We start from the raw sequence: 23,210 nt of genomic DNA, 5'->3' as shown, positions 1-23,210 counted from the left end.
CTCATTTATTCTCCCCTACGCTCCACTCGGATCGGCTTATAATAGGCAAGGTTTTCCTCGGTTCGTTTGTTATTTTGTTCATGTTCTCCTATATTAACTGCCTCTTGCCTTCCTTCTGGCCAGTATCTTCTTCTTTGGAATAATAGGTTTGGATTGATACTTTCCAGAGGTACTCGATGTGTTCGGGGAATACCTTCATTACTCACAATGATATGAGCATTGTTTCCGCCCAATCCAAACGCACTAATTCCTGCTCGCAAAACAGCATATTTACTTGTCCATTTCATTGGCTCCTGCACGATAAAAAATGGTGATTCCTCAAAATGAAAACGCGGATTCGGGTGTTCACAATGCAAGGTGGCAGGAAGCTCCTCATGAACAAGCGATAGCAATACCTTAATAAAACTGGCTACCCCTGCAGCACTCATCAAATGCCCGATGTTACTTTTCACACTGCCCACACCACAAAATTGCTTTTGCATCGTGTGCTGCTTAAATACTTGGGTCAAAGCTTTTAATTCAATCGGGTCTCCAATTAAAGTGCCAGTACCATGTGTTTCCACATAGCTTATGGTCTCAGGGTTTATTTTTGCATCTACAATCGCTTTTTCAATCAATTCTCTCTGCGCCTCTGGATTTGGAGTTGTAATGCCCATTGTGTTGCCATCATTATTAATCGCTGAGCCCTCAATCACGCCATAAATTTTATTGTTATCTCGGATGGCTTGCTGTAGAGGCTTTAAAATGAGGACTCCGCAGCCTTCTCCTAGACCTATTCCATCGGCTTCGGCGCTAAAGGTTTTGCAACGCCCATCCGGGGATAATACATTAGCTGCACTCATAGCAAGATAAGGTGATTCATCTAATAGAATGTCTACTCCCCCTGCTAAAGCAAGCTCACTCTCTTTATTTTGAATGCTTCTTACAGCAAGATGAATAGCTGTTAATGAACTTGAGCAAGCCGTGTCAATCACCATGTTAGGTCCTTTAAAGTTATATACATGGGCTAAATGGGCTGCAATGAAGTTTTGCCCGGTTCCCACAATGGTATCCTTCGTGCTTTGATCCAGCTTTTGAGAAAAATTGCTAGCTCTCGAACCTACAAAAACTCCTACTTCCTTATTCCACAGTTCTTTTTCCTTGTAACCAGCATCAAGAAGCGCTTCTGCACTCACCTCTAACAATTGTCGTTGCAATGGATCAATTTGGGTGGCTAAGGATTTTGAAATATGGAAATAATCAGGATCAAAATCCTCAATTGAATCTAGGAAGCCTCCCCAATTCCTTTTCGTTTTTCCTTCGGTGTAATCGTGTAAGGTGTGTAGCTTTTTACTATCCCAACGAGATTTTGGTATTTCACGAATACTCTCCATTCCCGCCATTAGATTTGCCCAATATTCTCTTGCATTCTTCGCATCTGGAAAATGACAAGCTATGCCGATGACAGCAATTTTATCCGTATGATTCAGCTTATTTTCATGTTCATCGATTACATCGGATCGTTCTGATTCTGCGCCGTGCTTATGTTCAATCATAGGTGTTACATGAGTCTTTTTCCTTTTGATTGAGAATAATGTCGCTACTACATCTGGGTAGGTTTCGATCAAATAGGCAGCCAGACGTCCTATTGTTGGATATTCGAGCAGGATAGAAGGATCTAAGGCCACAACCTTTAATTCACGGTCCATTTTCGTAATAATTTGTGCTAATAAGATAGAATCCATGCCATATTCTTGAAATAGGCTATCAGCATCCAACAGGGAAGCATCTAGCATGAATTCCTTTGAAAATAAGGCGAGTAGCCACGCTTGAGTTTTCTGCATTAGCTCGTCGTGAGCAAATTCCTCGTTAGTCAGGATTTCTTGCTTTCCCTGGGCATGCTGTTCACCAGTAGCTTTTTTCTGTGTTTGCATAAGCGTTTCTGGCTTCCAAATTGCCTCTTGAATCATAGCGGGAAGAATAACCGGTCCCAGCTTATTAGCTAAAATCTGATCTAGGAGGGAAAGCCCTTCTTGATTTGTCATACTGAGCATTCCAGATTGTTCATAAGCGCTACTTTTCACTTCTCCCATACCGGTCTCTTTCCAGCTTGGCCATTGAATGCTCACAATTGGGCAGGAATGAGCATGAGCTTCACTAAAATAGTCCATATAGGCATTCGCCATCGCATAATCGCTTTGACCCGCTCCTAAGCTAGGAACAATGGCAGAAACGGATGAAAACAATACAAAGAATTGTAATGGCTCTTCTTTGAGACTGTTGTAGAGTACGTTTAATCCTTGAATCTTAGGTTCTAGCACTTGATTGATTGTTTCTAAGGATTTTCGAATAAATGCCGGGTTTTCCAGATCTACAGAGCCCGCACAATGAATAACCCCGCCTATTGGCCCCATCGTGCGTTTCACTTTCTCTACACTACTGCGTACCTCATCCTTGTCTGATAAAGCGATGGACAATACTTGGATTTGGGCTCCTAACTGTTCCAATTGTTCAATGGTTCTAATTTTATGAGCTGTAGATGATTGTTGTTCCTTATATAAATCCCATGCTTCCCGCGGTGGTAGCGATTCCCGCCCAGTTAGCACAATTTGCTTCACACCATAGTTTTCCACAAAATGCCTTGCACATAATAATCCGAGTCCTCTTGTTCCTCCTGTAATCCATAACACATGGGTAGACGGGAAATTCTGCTTTTGACTATTTTCCATTTTGCTGTGTTCTACATCCAGATAAGCACGGTATCGCTGTCCATCCCGGTAACAAACCTCCACATCCTGACTTTCTGCAAATAGCTCCTCGACGATTTGATCTGCAAGCACATGATCCTCAAGATGTCGTTCTACATCCATGTGTCTTGAACAAACATAGCTGTATTCACTTTGTAACGTACGATACAATCCAACGCGTGAAGCTCCTGCTATATTTATTGAGCTATTTTTAAAGGATTCCAGCCCTTTTGTGACACATAAAAGCACGATAGCTTCTTTTTTTCCTAGCCCGATTATATGTTGAAGTGTGAATAGCCAACTCATATCGGTCTGATTTGCAGCGCCACATCCAGCTAGATCAATAATACCCGCATATTTTTTCCACTCTTCTTGTGATTGGTCTAGCTGTCGTGGCATTTCATGCATATTTATGATTCGTGTATTTGTAATACGTTCGGAGATTCGCTTCGCTAGCGCCTCTGTTTCATTCGTTGTTAAAATGGCAATGGTTCCATGTAATTCCTTCGATTTAGTTACACTAGCTAGCTTCCAATGCTTTGTGACAAAGCAAGCCGCACGTGATGTTATTTTGCTGTGATGACTTGATTCCGTTAAGGCTTTTCCAAAGGTAGATGCTGAACCCTTGCGAGATGGAGAAATCCAATATGATTCTTTAGCAAAAGGATAGGTGGGCAAGCTTATTCTCCGGGGCTTATTTTCTCGATATAATTCGTTCCAGTCTATATTCAAGCCCTTTACCCATAAGCGCAGTAATTTTGCATATTTTTTACGCTCTATCCACTTTTGAACTGCCTCTTGTAATTCTTCATCGGCAAGAAAGATAGATACTGTCTCTTTATTTTGTTTCACTTGCCCTTGGTACACATTTTCTATATTCGCTTGATTATTACACAGGCCCCTAAGCTTCTCTTCAAGCTCACCGATAGATTCCACAATCATTCCTAGACGTTCTTCCATTGCCTCTCTTCCTGTTTGTAACGTATACGCTATATGTGGCAAATCACGATCGGTATAGGCTTGCTCCTGAAGTGCAGCCAATAATTGGTTACCCTGCTCCTTCAAGCGTTCTTCATTCTTGGCAGAAAGAACAATGATGACAGGATGGTTGTCGTGTGAATCGCTAGATTGAGCTTCTTCGTGTGGAATAAATTCCTCCACGATTACATGTGCATTTGCTCCTCCCGCTCCGAAAGATGATATACCCGCAATTCTGGGGCATTCTTGGGCGACCCCATTTATTTCGATGACAGGTCTCTTCCATTCACTGAGCGTTTGTTGAACCGTGAAGGGAGTTTTGGCAAAATTGATATTTGGGTTTATTTCCTGAGCATGCAAACTTGGAACTAGCTGCTGATGCTTCATTTGAAGAATAATTTTTGTTACCCCTGCTATACCTGCTGCGGCCTCTAAATGACCAATATTACTCTTCACAGAGCCAATTGCACAGAAGTTCGTATCTTGCGTATCTTTACTAAAGGCCTGCTGAAGGCCTGTAATCTCTATTGGGTCTCCTAACTCCGTCCCAGTGCCATGAGCTTCGATATAACTGATCGTTCGAGCATCTATACCTGCTTTCTCCATTGCTTCTCGTACAAGCTCACCCTGGGCTACTGGATTTGGTACTGTATACCCATTGGTTTTCCCTCCATGATTAATGCTCGTTGCACGGATTAAGGCATGAACCTGATCACCATCTTCAAGAGCTTTTGAAAGAGGCTTTAATAAAACCGCACCTACCCCTTCACCAGGAACAAAACCATCGGCAGCTTGTCCAAAGCTTTTGCATTTTCCTTTTGCAGAAAGCATTTGTTGGCCACATAATTGAATGTAAGTAGATGGATGTAAATATAGATTAACCCCGCCGGCTATAGCCATGTCACATGCTCCATGACGGATATGCTCACACGCTTCGTGTATAGCTGTTAGAGAGGAGGAACACATCGTATCAATTGGCATGCTTGGGCCTTTTAGGTTAAGTAAATACGATACTCGATTTGCAATAGAACTAAATGAAGTATACGGAAATAACTCCTCCCCCTGCTCCCATAGCGGTGGACCGTATAACTGGAACCCTGTCTTCGTAACGCCAGCAAATACACCCACTCGTCCCTTATGTCGCGATGCTAGTAGCTCCTTGGTATATCCTGCATCCTCTAGAGCTTCCCAGCAAGTCTGAATGAATACACGTTCCTGCGGGTCCATATTCATTGCTTCACGAGGTGAGATAGAAAAGAACAAAGGATCAAAGCTAGCGAAATCTTGGAGAAAGCCACCCCATTTGCAATAGCTTTTTCCCTTAGCAAAAGCGTCTTTTCGATTCGGATCATAGAACGTTTCCGTTGACCAGCGCTCCTCCGGAATTTCTACGATACAATCCTTTCCCTGAGCAAGGTTATGCCAGAATTGTTGCAAAGTGCTTGCCTGTGGATAATGACCACTCATGCCAATGATCGCAATCGGTTCAAGCTGATCTGGCGTGTTTTGCTCCATGGGCACATAGCTAGGTAATTGTTTTGTTTGATTACTAGTGATTTGTTGAATCGGTAATTCTTTTATCATACCTTGGTCTGGTGCTGGTATCTGTGTTTCAATCTTCCGTGTCTGAGCTAATCCTGTCCATTCCAGACACTGCTCCAGATACTGTTGAGTAAAATATTGCGTTAATTCCTGCACGGTTTGATATTCATAGAAAACCGTTTTTGAGCATTCCCCAAAGATGCCTTCCAGCTTTTGATTCAGCTCCATAATGACCAGTGAATCAATTCCATATTGATCTAAAGTCTCGAAAGCATTAATTTGGTCAACACTTATCTTTAACTGTCCCCCCAGCAGACTTTTCAATTTCATCTGGGTTCTTTCCTCTAGAACAGCCTTATCGATCTGAGAAACAGCTTGCTTCATAGTAGTCTCCATTTTCATCGCTTGCTTTGTCGTAAAATAAGACCTAAGCTTAGGCACATCTCCCTGTAAAAGCACCAATCTATTCCTTTTAGCTGTAAACATTTGATAGATATTTTCAATGCCAGTTTTAGATTCAATCCCAATCATACCGGTACTATTCCGTAACATTTTTTCCGTTTCCAGGTCAACATGCATACCGCCTTCCTTCCAAAGCGGCCAGTTAATGGAGTAGGTCAGACCCTTACGCTGATCTGCATACGCCAGTTGATTCCGATACTCAGCGTAGTTGTCCATAAACGCATTCCCCATCGCATAATCTGCTTGTCCGGGATTGCCTATGGCCCCTGACATGGATGAAAATAAAAGGAAGAAATCCAATGGAATGTCTTGGGTAGCTTCATCCAAGTAAATGGTTCCTGCTACTTTGGGAGAAAGGACGTTTATTATCTCATCCGTATTTTTCTTCAAAATATAATTATCTTGAATGATTCCCGCACTATGAATAATCCCATGTAGACTTCCAATCTGTTCCTTAATTTGTGTAACCAAGTTCTCTACTTGATCTTTCTTCGTCATATCAGCTTGTATATAAATAATTTTGGCACCTAATGATTGCAGTTCCTGTAACTTCGCTGTTTTCTCTTCCTTCCATTCAGACCTGCCAGTGAGAATTAACGTTACATTTTTGCTTTTTTGCACAATTTCTTCTGCAAAAATAAGGCCTATTCCGCCAGCTCCACCCGTTATAAGATAGACGCCCTGATCCTTCCAAGGAATCATAACGGCTTTCGCTACGTCTTCGCGTTCCTTCCAACTAGCGACCCACCGTTTGCCTTTTTCATATCGAATATGCCTGTCTTCAGGATATTGCTTTTCATTGATTATTTTTTCAATCAGTTCGGTGTGGCTGACTCCTTGCTCGATTTCAATCATTTGTCCAAGAATTTTGGGATTTTCCAATCTGGCTGTTTGCAATAATCCTACAAGTCCTGAAAAAACCTGCTGTTCTCCTTGATAAGAGCCAACGATTTGAATCAAAACATTCCCTTTTGGTTTGGACTGAATCATTTGCTGTACGGTTTGAAAAGCTTCCACAGCATAACACTCAAACCTTTGTTCGAGCCTGGTCTTATCTGAATGTAACGGGATAAAGGTAATCCCATTTGATTGTGCTACTAACTGAGCATGTAAATGGGCAAATGGTTCACCAAGCATGACAAGGTGCTGATCGTAAATAGGTACGTGCTTTTTTTGAATGATTTGTTGTTCCTGCCAGACTGGCTCAAGAACTATCTTGTTGATCGGCCCAACATTTTTAGGCTGATTATCCTCTTCTTCTGGTATCCAATAACGCTCCTTTGCAAACGGATAGGTTGGAAGAGGGATTCTCGAATAATGATTTTGTAAAAATAATGGCTCAAATTCTAACTCATAGCCTTGCGTATACAGGGACGCCACGGTAGACAAATGTTTTAGATAAGCATTGGCATCTGTTTCAATCTTTACTTTTTGAATGCATTCATTCCCATATTGCTTCATCGCTATTTGTTCGTGCTGCCCCTTTTTATCGACAACAGAAGCATATACCCCAGTTGCTTCCCCTGTTTCTATCCATTTTTTTAAGGCATCCACCAGTTCATTCTGCTCATGCACAACACAAGCTAGACGATGAGTACAGTGTTTTCTTCCCATGAGTAATGTATAACTCATATTGCCATAATCAATCTGATCCGTATGTTCACAATACTGGATGAGTTGTTTCACCTGTTGTTGTAGTTGATCTGCTGTACGAGCAGATAGAGTGATTACATAGCCTGGTTTGATTTCAGAACTCTTCTCTACATATGGCGCTTCTTCAATAACCATGTGTGCATTTGTACCACTAAATCCAAAGGAGCTGATGGCGGCGCAACGCTTCATGCTTGGTTTCACAGACCAATTGCTAAGCTTGGTATTTACATAAAAGGGACTTTCTTGGAAATTAATATTCGAATTACCATTCTCAAAATGCAGTGTTGGTGGAATTTGTTTTTGCTGTAAGGACAACAAGATTTTAATAAGTCCTGCTACCCCTGCCGCAAAGGTTAAATGTCCTATATTACTTTTTATTGATCCGATTGCACAATAATTTTTCTCATTTGTATAGTTGCTAAAGGCTCGTGTCAACGCCCTATATTCGATGGGGTCACCAAGCTTTGTTCCTGTGCCATGCGCTTCAACCATTTGGATGTGCTGTGGATTAATTTGAAACGTATCATATACTTCTCGCTCTAAACGTTCCTGGGATTTCGCACTGGGTGCTGTAATTCCATTGGTAGTCCCATCTTGATTAATAGCTGAGCCACGAATAACCCCATAAATATGATCACGATCAGCTATCGCATCTGAAAGTCGTTTAAGTATAACCACCCCTGCTCCTTCACCAAGCACAAAGCCATCAGCACGCTCGTCAAATGTATAGCAGCGGCCTGTAGGAGATAACATTCCAGCACGATTTGTAAATTGATAGATTCCCGGTGTTGATTGAATGAATACGCCACCCGCTATGGCCATATCCGTTTCGTTTGCCCATAAACCCTGACAGGCTAGATGAATGGCTACTAGAGAGCTTGAGCATGCTGTATCTACAGCGATGGCCGGACCCTGTAAGTCCAAATAGTAAGCAATTCGTGCCGGAATGATGGAATTAGCCGTACCCCAGAAGGCCTGTGGTGGTGGATTATGGCCAAGTAGCTGTTGGTAATCATTCGCACCGCATCCTACGTAGATGCCGCATTTTTTCCCTTGAACCCCTGCACCAGCATATCCCGCATCCTCTAGGGCCTTCCACGTTTCTTCTAAAAAGATTCGTTGCTGTGGGTCCATATATTCAGCCTCAGAGCCTGAGATATTGAAAAAAAGTGGATCAAACCGATCGATATGCTCTAAGAAGCTGCCTTGATGACAGTCGCTCATACCCTGCTTATCATATTCAGATAAATCCCAGCGAGATACTTCTCCGACTAAATCGCTGCCACTAGCAAGATGCTTCCATAAATCTTGGATTGTTTCTGAACTTGCGAATCGCCCACTCATACCAATGATAGCTATATCCGTTTGAATCCTTGTATTTGTAACACCACTGTCAGATTCAGTTTCGCCAATTGAAACAGGCTGAGAAGTCATATCTTCTTGATATTTTGTTTCCTTTGCCAGCATCGTAATTGGCGTTGCATCCTGTTCTATATTTTTAGATAACGGCTGCATGATGACCGTTTTATACTCCGCAATAATATGCGAAGCTAATAAAGTGACTGAGCTATAATCAAATAACGTAGTCGTATTCAATGTAATATGCAAGGCTTGATTAATTGCTTGTACCAGCTTTACCCCTGTAATGGAATCTACTCCATAATCAGAAAACGATTCATGCTGATCAATCATGTGAGCATCAATTAGTAGTGATTCTGAAAGCTTTTGAATAATTGTGTTCCTAACAGAATCAAGCATTTTAGCTTCGATTTCCTGATGCTCTGTAGAGGCAACTCTTTGTTGGTTGGATGCCGCAGACTTTCTCTCATTTCTTTTTTGATCCGTGCTTGCTTGTTTTTGAAAGTCTTGTTTGTATCGTATAAGTCCATCACTTTTGGCAGAAATAATTTGTTGACCCAGCTCCTGTGCATCAATAGCCGGAAATGAGACGGAGGTAAAGCCTTCTACTGTTAATGCCTTTTTCCATCCTTCTGCACTTAGCCCTGGGCAACCTGGGATTCGCAGTTTCGCATCTTCATATAGCCACCATCCCTCTAGTAGCCCAAATGTAAGATGATGAAACAATGTCTTCTCTGTGATTTCATTTATGACAATGATTCCATTTCTCTTTAACAAGGCTTTTGCATGTCTTAGCGTTTGATGGATGTTGGGAGTTGCATGCAAAACATTGGCAGCGATGACCACATCATAACCACCTATATCTACCTTCTGCTCGGTGACCGATTTATTGATATCTAGCATTTTAAAGGTTAAAAAAGGATGGCTAAGCTCATATTCCTTTGCTCCATGCATGAGAAACGCTTTGGAAATATCCGTATAGCAGTATTCCCGAATGTAGTCGTGATAGGGTGTTAATGTTTGTAAAACGCTAGCGCTTGTCCCTCCTGTACCGGCTCCAATTTCTAATATCCGAAGCTTCACATTGGATTTGCGGTCTATCTGATCCTGTACATAAGAAATGACGGTATGAGCTAGCACATTATTAAAATAATCTGCCATCTGATTATGTTTATAAATTCCCTCAACCAGTTCCATAGAGGAATGAGGAAACATGATATCGGTAGCTTTTTTTGATCCAGTCAAAATATCAGGCAATGCACGTAGCATTGTTTCAGCTAATAGTACCTTCGCCTTTATGCTACTGTCCTTCATCCACTCACGCTTCTTACTCTCCCACTCGTTCCATAGTAATTCCTGAGCCACTAGAGCTTCGCCACATACGTGAAATGTTTCTTCCGTTTGTTTGATATACTGCTCCTCAGCCAAAAAATCTAAACTTACCTTCAGCCATTTGTCATAAAAATCCGGTAATTCGGTTTGCGCTTGAAAACGAGAGGGAGAATTCCTTGAGAGTAAACCCATATTTGACAATTGAGCCATCAGCAGCTTCAGCATTAATCCCTGCATTACTTCCATTTGTTGTTTCTCTTCATATATTTCTTTACGTTGGAATGCTTGCATGTTCATCTCTCCACACATCAAGATTCGATAAGTTAGAAACTCTTTATTATACATTAGAGTCATTTTATTACACCAAAACAAAAGAATGTCCCTTGTTAACGTTTATCCACGTAGAAGATGTAGTCATTTTTGCAAACGCTAATTGGTTCATCGGTCCGACCAAAAGGGCCTCTAATGCTTCCATTGCCTCTGGAGGCTCAATTGAACCAACCCCTCTGCTTTTCATCCGTCTTTGATACTCCTCGGATGCTACCGTACCTACCGTTCCCCAATACCCCCAGTTCATCACCTTTACGGCACATGGCCATTCCAGAGCTAATTGACTGGCAAAAGCATCCTTAAATGTACAGCCTGCTACATAATTGCTTTGTCCAGCGGCTTTGACAAACGAATTCATTGACGAGAAAAATAACACGAAATCAAGCGGCTCATCCTGAAATACCTCTGCTATATTCACACTCACGTCTACTTTGACACGAAGCCCAGCTCGGAATCTTTCCTCCTCCATATTCGCCAGACTTTTATCCAGCAGCACGATGGCAGAATGGACGATTCCATGAATGGGGCCGTATTGCTGTTTGATTTCTTCGTAGGCTCGGTACAGCTCTTCTTGGTCTGTCGCATCTGCCGCGATATAGCTAGGTGTAGGGCCGATTGATGCTAGTCGGTCTATCTTTGCTTGAATATTGGCATCCTTTTCTCTTCTGCCAATCCAAATCACCTTAGCTTCATACATTCGAATCACGTATTCACTCCATGCCTCGCCAATTCCCCCGGCGCCACCAATCACCACATACACGCCACCGGTTTTATACAGGGTTTCCTCCTGCTGGTTATAACGTACCGGAACCAGCTCCTGCTGATGCCATTGCTGTTCTCGATAAACGTAAGGGTTTCCGTCTGCATCACTTGGCAGGGTAAACAGCTCCTGCATGGGCCAGCTCGCTAGGGATTCTAGGTCAATGACTCGGATTTTCCAATGACTATATTCCTTGGCCAACGTCCCCATTAAGCCGTGAATACTGGCATGAGTTGGATTTACCTCATCGTATTTATGAAGAGGCTGAGCTTTTTGGGTAATAACCGTCCAGCCTATTTGTTTACGATCGTACCCTAGGGCTAACAGGCTTTTGATGATTGCAAAGAGATAAATTACCCCTTTTTCCTGTCCCTCGATGATGCTGTCGTCTGTGAGGGATGGCAACTGCTCCTCTGGTGCAATCCATAGCATATGATCGATAGGATCGAGCTGGCTAAATTTCTGGACCATTTCCTCAACTGAATCATCATGATGAATGGATAGCACACGCGCATGCGGGTATTGCTTTCGGATTTCATTCCAGATGCTTTCATTGCCTCCGACTATGACTAGATTTTCATGTAGCCCAGGAATCATTTGCTGCTTGTCATAACAAAGTGGTTCCCAAACGGGCGCTACCATAATAGCTTCTTCATCAATCGCGGAAAGCTTATCAGACTGGCTCACTTTTTCTTGTATCTCGGATGTATGTGGTGGCACTAATGAAGGCATTTCATTTGCTGTTCCTTGACTTGCTTTATTCTCATCCCCAATGACATCCACGTCTCTTTCAGGCACCCAGTAAAACTCTTTAGCAAACGGATAAGTTGGAAGCGGGATTCTCGCAAAGTGATCTTCTTCAAATAGATGCTCAAAATCTAATTCATATCCTTGGGTATACAAGGACGCGAGAATAGACAGTTGTTCCATATATTCATTGGCAGTCATATCCCCATTTATATTTCGTAAGCATTCATTTCCGTAGCGTTTTAATGCGATTTGCTCGCGTTGTTCATTTTTATTTACGATAGAGGTATATACATCTGGTGCTTTTCCTTTTTCTAGCCATCTTTTCAAGACCTGTACGAGTTCATTGCGCTCGTGAACCACAAAGGCTAAGCGGTGATTAAAGTGCTTTCTTCCCAGCAATAAGGTATAACTCATATCTCCATAGTGAATCTGCTCTGCTTTTTCACAATACTGAATGATCTGTTCTACTTGTTGTTTTAACTGGTCTTGTGTACGAGCGGATAATGTTAGTAAATAGCCTGATTTTGGTGAGGATGTTAGCTGTCTTCTCGGCGCTTCTTCAATAACCATATGTGCATTTGTTCCACTAAAGCCAAATGAGCTAATAGCTGCACAGCGCTTCTTGTTTGGTTCAGCCGTCCACTCTGTCAGTGCGGTATTGATATAAAAGGGACTATCTTCAAACTCGATATTTGGATTTCCCTTCTGAAAATGTAGCGTTGGTGGAATCTGTTTGTGCTGTAAAGACAATAAAATTTTAATGATGCCTGTGACTCCGGCCGCAAAGGCTAAATGTCCAAGGTTACTTTTTATTGATCCGATTGCACAATAATTTTTTTCATCCGTGTATTTCGTAAATGCCCGCGTCAAGGCCTGAAATTCGATGGGATCCCCCAGCTTCGTGCCTGTTCCATGGGCCTCGATCATTTGAATGTGTCGGGGCTGAATGTTAAAGGTATCATATACCTCTTGCTCCAATCGTTCTTGTGATTTGGCGCTAGGTGCGGTAATGCCATTTGTACTGCCATCCTGATTGACTCCCGAACCACGAATCACTCCATAAATATGATCCCGATCCGCGATGGCATCAGACAAACGTTTCAGTATGATGACTCCCGCTCCCTCACCGGGAACAAAACCATCTGCCCGTTCGTCAAAGGTATGACAGCGACCAGCAGGAGACAGCATCCCTGCTCGATTCGACTCTAAGTAAAAAGCAGGGGTCGATTGAAGGAATACACCGCCGGCCAATGCCATTTCTGTTTCTTTTGTCCAAAGACTTTGACAAGCAAGATGGATCGCTACTAACGAACTAGAACAAGCGGTATCTACAGCTATCGCCGGACCCTGTAAATCGAGATAGTATGCAATGCGTGCCGGAATGATGGAAGCTGCATTTCCCCAAAACGAAGTGGCAGGAGGCTTCGTATCGAATAAATTTTGATAGTCTTTACCGCTACAGCCCACATACACGCCACACTTTTTACCCTGAACTCCCGCTCCTGCATATCCAGCGTCCTCTAATGCTTTCCAGGATTCCTCCAAAAAGATTCGTTGCTGCGGGTCCATATACATGGCTTCAACACCTGAGATATTAAAGAAAAGTGGATCAAATTGGTCGATTCGGTCAACAAAACTGCCCTGATTACAATAGGATGCATCTTCTTCGTAATACGGTGAGAGATCCCAACGCGATACTTCTTCTACGAGGTCATGGCCCTTTGCTAGATGCTCCCATAGCTCATGAACCGTTTTAGATTTTGCATATCTTCCACTCATCCCAATAATCGCAATGGGTTCTCTCTGGATAGAAAGGGCTGGTTTATATTGGTATCGCTTAGGTAGCTGTACGACTATTTTTCCGATATTCTCTCGATTTTTCATACACTGGTAAGCTTCTTTTATCTCGTCAAATGAAAATACTTGATAGATAGTCGGCTGAATCACATTGTCCTTTATTAATCGAAGCATCTCGTTTCGATAATCACGTAGTGCATTAGGCTGCTCCAGCATCAATTTTCTCAGATCAAGGCTTATAAAAGATTGATTGTTGTTTAAAATGGACAAATCAATGTCTCGGGCGCTTTTCAGTGCTGTCATCGCAATTTCAATGTATCTACCACCTCTTGCTAGACAGCCTAAGCCTTTTTGAATAGCATCTCCTGCTAACGTATTGATGACGACATCAACACCCTTACCATTCGTCAGTCGAGAGATTTCTTGCTCAAAATCAGACTCCATGTAATTAATCGCATGGGAAACACCCATTTGCTTTACATACTCTAGCTTATGCTCAGAGCTTGCAGTCGCATAAATGTCAGCTCCATAATGCTTAGCCAGTTGGACAGCAATAAGTCCAACTCCGCCCGTCGCTGTTTGGATGAGAATTTTTTCACCTTTCTTTACCTGTGCTCTACGAAAAGCAGCGATCACCGTCATCGATACAACCGGTAAGGAGCATGCTTCCTCAAAGGACAGCGAAGAAGGCTTAGGAAAAACATAGGCTGCCTTACATGTAAGTAAACTGGCCTGTCCAGCCAAATGCTCTCCCCCGCAATACACAACCTCATCTCCAGGACGGATCGTGCTCACTGCACTCCCCACTTCAACTACTACACCACTAGCTTCAAATCCAGGAGTAAACGGATAGGGGGGCATAGTCGGGTATAAGCCTTGTAAACATAATAGGTCCCCAAAATTTAGGGAAAAAGCTCGAACCGAAATTCTTACCTCATCTTCTTTCAATTCTAAAATATCTGATTCTACAATCTGAATATCATCGATTCCCCCTGGGGATTCAATAAGCACCCTATGAAACGTAGACCGTTCCCTATTAAGGGATGAATGTTCATTCGAATGATTCATGCCAGCTTTTATAGAATCACTTTTTTGGATCATTTTTTCACTAGTTGCGGTAACTGTTCGTTGATTGTTTTGCATGTCCTCTTCTTTGTTCCATTTCGTTGAGCTTGAGACATCCATAGGTTTTTGGATATCAAAAAGAGCTACTAATGTCTCTCTATATTCCGTTATCATGTAATGAACCAATTGATTTACGTTATTATAATCAAAGACAACAGTCGTTTGCAGCCGTGTATGACATTTATTATTAATGCGCTGAATAAGTTGAATGCCGATAATGGAATCTACACCGTACTCCGAAAAACTCTGATCATTGTGAATCATTGCCTCGTTGATCTTCAATTCTTCAGAAATGCTTTCTCGGATTATCTGGATAAGATGCTCCTCGATCATTTGATCCGTTATATCCATATGCCCCAGCTTGTCTTTCGGACTTTCCCCTTCAGACTGCTTTTGTTGAAGCCCCTTATGAGCAAACGGTGTCTTTCTCTCGTCTTGTTTGTTGTCTGCCATAGCTGTAACAGGGCCGAGGTCTTGAAGCTGTAAGGTGACTCCATCGCTTTTTGCACAGATAATCTGTTGCTTATAATCGTTTTTTTCATCTACGGGGAAGTCAATAGAATGGAAGCCTTCCGATTTTAGTACCTTTTTCCAGCTATCTGGATATAAGCCTGGACAGCCCGGAATACGTAGAGCTGTATCTTCATACATCCACCAGCCTTGTAAAAAGCCAAAGGTAAGATGTGTAAACACAGAACGATCAGCTATTTCATTTAATAGCAATAAACCATTATTTTTCATTGCCGCTTTTACATTGCGTAGCGTATGACGGATATTTTTCGTGGCATGCACAACATTTGTAGCAATGACCAAATCATATCCGTTCGGATCAATATCCTGAGTCGCAACAGGTTGTTCAATATTAAAAATCTTACATGTGACAAATGGATACCCTGAGCCATATTCCTTCTCTCCATGTCTAAGAAAAGCCAAAGAAAGATCTGTATAGCAATATTCCTCGATATACTCCTGAAACGGCTTTAGTCTAGAAAGAACACTAGCACTGGTTCCCCCCGTCCCGGCTCCAATCTCTAAGATTCGGATTGATTTACTTGTAACATTGCTTTGATTGATACGTTCCTGCATAAACGCGACTATTTTTTCAGCGAGTACATCATTAAAGTAATCTGCGAGTAAATTGTACTTATATACTCCTTCCACCAAAGTCATAGATGACTGGGGAAACATGATATCGGTGGCAGGTTGTTTCCCTGTAAGCATGTCAGGTAATGCACCTAGCATCGTCTCTACCAATACAACCTGAGATTTTAGGTTATCATCCTTTAGCCACTCCTCTCTTCGGTATTCCCACTCTTTCCAAGAGCTGGTATCTTCAATAGATGTATGTTTCGTGACTGTATACGTTTCGCCGTCAAATGACAAATACCCACTCCTCGTAAATATAGCAAGCGTCTCATCTACCCATTTTTTATATAAATCGATGATTCCTATTCTTGTGATGACAGTTGCTGGATCGAAGGAGTTCGATGTAAACATCTGTATCCCTCTACATTTTTCCCACATTAATTTGATGAGAAGCTTATCCATATCGCCCAATTGCTTAGTCACATAAATGAATTGATCATCATTTTTCATGTTTTACCTCTCTATTGGTTGATTTCTGACGAATACGAATTTTTTATTGATAAATCGTTATACACTTTCCTCGATTAACTTCAACCCAGGTTGAAGACGTAGTCATTTTTGCAAACGCTAATTGGTTCATCGGTCCGACCAAAAGGGCCTCTAATGCTTTCATTGCTTCTGGAGGCTCAATCGAACCAACCCCTCTGCTTTTCATCCGTCTTTGATACTCCTCGGATGCTACCGTACCTACCGTTCCCCAATATCCCCAGTTCATCACCTTTACGGCACATGGCCATTCCAGAGCTAATTGACTGGCAAAAGCATCCTTAAATGTACAGCCTGCTACATAATTGCTTTGTCCAGCGGCTTTGACAAACGAATTCATTGACGAGAAAAATAACACGAAATCAAGCGGCTCATCCTGAAAGACCTCTGCTATATTCACACTCACGTCTACTTTGACACGAAGCCCAGCTCGGAATCTTTCCTCCTCCATATTCGCTAGACTTTTATCCAGCAGCACGATGGCAGAATGGACGATTCCATGAATAGGGCCGTATTGCTGTTTGATTTCTTCGTAGGCTCGGTACAGCTCTTCTTGGTCTGCTGCATCTGCCGCGATATAGCTAGGTGTAGGACCGATTGATGCTAGTCGGTCTATCTTTGCTTGAATATTGGCATCCTTTTCTCTTCTGCCAATCCAAATCACCTTAGCTTCATACATTCGAATCACGTATTCACTCCATACCTCGCCAATTCCCCCAGCGCCTCCAATCACCACATACACGCCACCAGTCTTATACAGTGTTTCCTCCTGCTGGTTATAACGTACCGGAACCAGCTCCTGCTGATGCCATTGCTGTTCTCGATAAACGTAAGGGTTCCCGTCTGCATCACTTGGCAGGGTAAACAGCTCCTGCATGGGCCAGCTCGCTAGGGATTCTAGGTCGATGACTCGGATTTTCCAATGGCTATATTCCTTGGCCAGCGTCCCCATTAAGCCGTGAATACTGGCATGGGTTGGATTTACCTCATCGTATTTATGAAGAGGCTGTGCTTTTTGGGTAATAACCGTCCAGCTTATTTGTTTACTATCGTACCCTAGGGCTAACAGACTTTTGATGATTGTAAAGAGATAAATTGCCCCTTTTTCCTGTCCCTCGATGATGCTGTCGTCTGTGAGGGATGGCAACTGCTCCTCTGGTGCAATCCATAGCATATGATCGATAGGATCGAGCTGGCTGAATATCTGGACCATTTCCTCAACTGAATCATCATGATGAATGGATAGCACACGCGCATGCGGGTATTGCTTTCGGATTTCATTCCAGATGGTTTCATTGCCTCCGACTATGACTAAGTTGTCAGTGAGAGCAGGAAGCTTTTGTCCTTCTTCATGACGGATTGCTTCCCAAATCGGGGAGATCATCACAGGTTCAAATGGCTGTGTCATTATCGTTTCTCTCTGTGTAGAATCAATAGAGCCACCGGTTGCAATCTCTCCCTCTAATATCCTTGACGAAAATCCAAACATTCGGACACAAACGTTTCCTCTGTCGTCACAAAGGTCGATATCATACTTCTGTGTCTCATTTCCACTGATATGATCTTCACTGTGTCGTACATGAGCCCACATTTTTGATGTGCACGGACGAACGATTTCGATCATTTCCAAAGCAAAAGGTAACGATGGCTGTACGGATGTGTTGGAGGTATTCTGTACTTGCATCTGAAATACAAGGGATGCCTGTAAAGCAGCATCCAATAGACTAGGATGCAGGACATATTGTTCTTGGGTATGTTTTATGCAAGCAGGTAAGACTAGCTCGGCCAACACCTGATCCTCTGCTATATGCACACGTTGTATTCCCTGATGACTTTTGCCGTAAGTAATCCCTACCTGCTGAAAGGCTTGATAACATTCTCTACCTGTCAGCACATGCTGCTTACATGCGGAGAGTATGCCAGAGATATCCAAGATGAATGCTTCCTTTTGTTCTCTACATACTGCATAGCCTGAACTAAACACAACAGGTTTGCTGTTTCCTGGTATTTCCTCGCTGTAAATCTCATAATTTACCTCACCTTGTACACCTGAAAAAACGCGAATCTGCACTTGCTTTGATTCTTCTTCTTGAAGGATGGGCTTTTTCCAAATCACGTTATGAAGTTCAATCACCTGATCATGCTTATTTTCCAGAGCTTGTTCCATAGCCTTGCGCGCCATTTCCAGATGAGCAACACCAGGTAAAACCTTGCTGCCACTCACTACATGATCCTTCAGAAAAAATTCCTTGCCTGTAAACGTGGAGCAAAAGCGAATCGTTGATAAATTAGATGTATTTTGCTGCAACAGCGGATGAAGCATATCGCGTGTGTCCGCAGATATTTTTTCTGTCTGGCTTATGTCGTAACGGGAACTTATTTCTGATATCCAATAACGTTCTCTTGCAAACGGATATGTTGGAAGTGACATTTTTCGATAATCTGCCTCGGATTTGTACAGCACCTTCCAATCAATGTCTAGTCCCGACACCCATAAATAGGCCAATTGATGCAAATCATTGTTAACAATAAAGTGATTAACCATCTCATGCTTTTCTTCATTTCCAATCGATAAACTAGAAATCGAATGATTCTCATTCACATTCCCCTGATAATTGCTTTTCAGTGTTCCTTTCCTATCAAGGTAATCGAGTAATGATTTTTCTAATTCATCAATATCGCATACGACGGTAGCAAATCTCTCTTCCATTGCCTCTCTTGCAACATGAAGGGTATAGGCCATATCTTTGAGATGAACATCAGTCAGGTTTTGGTTTTTAATTGCTTGTAATAATTGCTTCACTTGCTCTTGTAAACGATTTTCATTCCTAGCGGACAGCACAATCATGACAGGATTACTATTACTGGTAGCCCTTTTCGTATCTACACGATGGTTAGACCGATATTCCTCAATCACAATATGAGCATTTGAACCACCCGAGCCAAAACTGCTAATTCCCGCCCTACGCAAGCCTTCTCTATGAGATGGCATCCACTTTTGATTGCTCGTTACAAGATAAAATGGGGAGTTTTCAATAGGAATGTGTGGGTTCAATTCCTGAAAATGCAACGATGCCGGTATCATACGATGGCGTAAACTGACTAAAACCTTAACTAGGCCTGCCAACCCGGCGGCAGCTTCCAGGTGTCCGATATTTGTTTTAATAGAACCTAACCCACAATAGGGTTCATTTCTGTTGTCACTTTGCTGTGAAAGCTCTAAAAATGCGTCCTTCAAGGCTGCAAATTCAATCGGATCACCTAATGAAGTGCCTGTCCCATGTGCTTCAATATAGCCTACAGACTCTGGGGCAATATCGGCAGAGCGGAAGGCCTTCTTGATTAAGGCAGCTTGCTTAGCCGGATTGGGCACAGTTATTCCGTTTGCCTGTCCTCCATGATTCGTAGCTGTTCCTTTTATGACACCAAGGATAGAGTCACCATCGCGCTCTGCCTGTTTCACAGGCTTTAACAGTAGTACAACTCCACCTTCCCCACGAACATAGCCATTTGCAGCTTTATCAAACGTCTTACATTTTCCATCTGTGGACAGCATTCCAGCTTTATAATAAGCAATGCTGTTAGCAGGATGACACATAAGATGGACCCCGCCTACTAAAGCCTGCTCGCACTCTCCGCTTTGTAGAGATGTAACGGCTTGATGAACGGCAACCAAAGAACTAGAGCAAGCTGTATCGATTTGAACACTTGGACCATGAAAATTATAAAAATAAGAGATTCGATTAGAGAGAATCGCCATGGATGTAGCTATGCCATACTTAGCTTGAACCTCGTCACTGTAGCGATCTAAAAGCTTGCTATAATCGGAGCCGCTTGCTCCTATAAATACACCTGTATTACTACCTGAAATTGCACTTGCAGAATAATTAGCCCCTTCTATACACTCCCAGCTTAATTCCATTAGTAAACGTTGCTGAGGGTCCAAAATCTCCGCCTCTGAAGGGGAAATTCTAAAAAACAGCGGGTCAAATTCAGCAATATGATCCAAAAATCCACCTTGATCTATTCCCTTATGTTCCGTAGCAGGATGAATTGTACCAGGCCAAGCCCATCTATGCTCAGGCATCCGTCTAATAGCATCACGATTGTTCACTAATAATTCCCATAATTCATCAAGATTGCTCACTCCTCCAGGAAGACGACAGGCCGCGCCTATGATGGCAATGTCATCCTTTTCTACATTAGAATGACTCCATGAGACTGCTTCGTTTTTTGAAACAGATTCTTCTGATGCAGACGCCTGCGCTATTTCATCTGCATTTTCTATAAGATACGAAATGATTTTTCTAGCGGTATTGTATGTAAAAAAGAATGTTGTTTCGAGTTCTATGCGAAACCTCGTACCCAGCAGATCGTTTAATTCCAGCAAATCTCCTGAATCCAAGCCAAGCTCCATAAGAGGACGATCTACATAAGCTAGAACATCCTTTCTCTCTTCATTTAAAAGAGAACCGATACAATCTAATACAAAAGCTGTAATAGTCTTAGAACGATCCGTGCTCCCCGTTTGAAAAGAATGGCTATTCTTCTCATGACATTCTTGATTTCGTTCGATAGCAGGAGGCTCATCATTTCCCCGATTTAACATGTCGTATTCAACAAGTACACCATAGCCAAGATTGGCATCATCTAATGGCCGATAGTTCGGAATTAATTCTTTAATCTTTGCTCCATGCATTTCGTGAAATCGCAATGTTTTATCGACTAATTTATTATGTTTATTACGAAGAGTGATATATTTGTCCGTAGCGATCGTAGAATATCGCTGATAATCCTTGCACCTTGTTATCCCAATGACACTCCTGACTCCACTTATCAAACTACAGCGCTGAAGCATAAATTCTAAAAGCTGATCTCCCAGCTTGCGATCCTGCATCTCTGGTAGAATATTGATAGCTAACAATTGTATAATTGTCCCTTCAGGCTGGTGAAGCTGTTCAACAGTATTGCTTTGAAGTCCCTTTATCTCGTTCATATCTCTAATTTTTTGAGAATAAATCACACCAACTACTCGATTCTCTACTTCAAGAACTAACTGCCCTTCTGGATATTTCCTTATTCTTTGTAAAATCCTTTCAGTAGGAGCAGCTAGTTCCTCCCCCCAGCATTGCAGCTCAAGCTGCCTTAATACCGAAATGTCATTCTTATGTGCCATCCTAATCCGGTATTCTCTCTGCTCAAACAAATGTAACGTAATGCGTGAAAAAGGCATGGTTTTTGGATATTTGTGGAAATGTTGTTTATGAGGAAACAATCCTACCTCTGCGGCAGTCAACATATAAGTATCTGCTTCTACTAGCAGCTTTTGCGAGAATCTATGAATCGCATCTACATGTAAGCCCTCACATTTATCCATATATGGACGAATCGTTTTCGGTTCCAAACAATGCGCTTCTAAAAGGATCAATCCATGCTTATTTACTAGATGTGACCAATGTTGTAGGTGTTCGTGCAGTTTTTTCATGCCTAATGTAGAAGAACATTCACGTCCATTTTGATCTACAAAAATTGACTTGGTGAAGCTTGGAGCCTGACCCCTTGCTTCAACTGTTTCTGCTGATATGATACAAGGTCGCTCGTGATTAAAAAATGACTGAACATGTAGGATATGTTCTGTGTCACGAATTCCTTCTTTTCGTAAATCAATCATAAGCTCATTTAGATTATCAAGCGTCCCTTTGAGCAAAACATGGTTGATATCCTTTAGAGTGATAGCCGTTTTTGCTAGAGATTCTTCCTTGTTGTCAATTCCAATCAACGTCAAGGGATATTCATCAAACCTCTTGCCTCTTCGTGATTTCATTTTGATCGTCTCGTATATCTTTTTTAGAAGCAACCCATTGCCACATCCCATATTAGCTATATATTTCGGCTGCTCCTCTACTGGTTCTCTATTAAAAACAGAAATAATGGTCTGCTCTAAATCGCAAAAATACTCCTCTTGCTGAAAGCCACACTCTAGCATCTCTAGCATACGTTCCATATATGTCTCATACGCTTGATTCGTGCTAGCAACAAGAGCTTGGCAATCACCAAATAGTAGCTGATCCATATTTTTTATTATGGAACGATAGGAATGAATGGATGCCATATTCAAAATCGCGTCTAGCATATACTTGCCGGTTTCCGTTAAAACCCCGTTCTTTCTTGTTTGATCCATCCAATGCTTTTGCTGAAATAACTGTGTAATTTCTTGCTTCGCGATACCAGATACGTTTTGGAGCACTAATTCATTTTGCTGAGGAGAATCGCGCAAAATGAATCTTTGTTCATTTAACGCGAATAACAAAGGAATCATTACGATCCCATCTAAAAAATGTGAATACATCGCATTTTCGACATTCCATTGTTTGCCGGACAGCTCAATCCATTTTTGCAAACGATACTTTCTCTGAGATTTTTTGAAGTATTCCTTCATCGGAAAATCGAATAACTCCATGACATCTTCCGGAATTGTTTCTACCACATTCCATCCGGACAGTAACGCATACGTATCCTTACTATCTCGACACAGGATTTGTAGAGACTCTAATAACTGAAGAGCACTGCGTAAGTGACCACTATTGGCATGTAGCTCATCTACAAGCTGACTAAACGGAGTAGACCGACTTTTTTGCAAAAGATCAAATAAACCTCGTTTTTTGCACGATAAAAGCACTGGAATTGCCAAATACCCATGAGAATAATGATGTAAGGTAGATAACATGAAATATACCTCGTTTCAGTAATGAATTTTCCAATCA

The 23,210-nt window shown here is 42.0% G+C and carries 3 protein-coding genes; all 3 read right to left on the bottom strand.

Annotated elements, in window-relative coordinates; genetic code table 11:
- Positions 1-5: 5 nt before the first annotated feature.
- Positions 6-10,343 carry an SDR family NAD(P)-dependent oxidoreductase gene (locus GOP56_RS03080; RefSeq protein ID WP_163244461.1) on the bottom strand — a complete coding sequence of 3,446 codons (10,338 nt, stop codon included), beginning with the start codon at positions 10,341-10,343 and terminating at the stop codon, positions 6-8.
- A gap of 67 nt (positions 10,344-10,410) precedes the next feature.
- The gene (locus tag GOP56_RS03075) at positions 10,411-16,410 is read right to left on the bottom strand and encodes an SDR family NAD(P)-dependent oxidoreductase (RefSeq protein WP_163244460.1); all 6,000 of its coding nucleotides are present in this window, start codon (positions 16,408-16,410) and stop codon (positions 10,411-10,413) included.
- 43 nt (positions 16,411-16,453) lie between these two features.
- The gene (locus GOP56_RS03070) at positions 16,454-23,173 is read right to left on the bottom strand and encodes an SDR family NAD(P)-dependent oxidoreductase (RefSeq protein WP_163244459.1); all 6,720 of its coding nucleotides are present in this window, start codon (positions 23,171-23,173) and stop codon (positions 16,454-16,456) included.
- Between the last annotated feature and the right edge of the window lie 37 nt (positions 23,174-23,210).

This window comes from Brevibacillus sp. 7WMA2 (assembly GCF_010748895.1).
Classification (GTDB): Bacteria; Bacillota; Bacilli; order Brevibacillales; family Brevibacillaceae; genus Brevibacillus_B; species Brevibacillus_B halotolerans.
Note: the sequence above shows the minus strand (reverse complement) of the source record. Positions and strands in the feature narration are given on the sequence as shown.

What these genes read in the sequence shown, in the direction of transcription:
- GOP56_RS03080 (WP_163244461.1), bottom strand. Translation starts at nt 10,343, where the DNA reads ATGCAAGCATTCCAACGTAAAGAAATATATGAAGAGAAACAACAAATG.
- GOP56_RS03075 (WP_163244460.1), bottom strand. Translation starts at nt 16,410, where the DNA reads ATGAAAAATGATGATCAATTCATTTATGTGACTAAGCAATTGGGCGAT.
- GOP56_RS03070 (WP_163244459.1), bottom strand. Translation starts at nt 23,173, where the DNA reads ATGTTATCTACCTTACATCATTATTCTCATGGGTATTTGGCAATTCCA.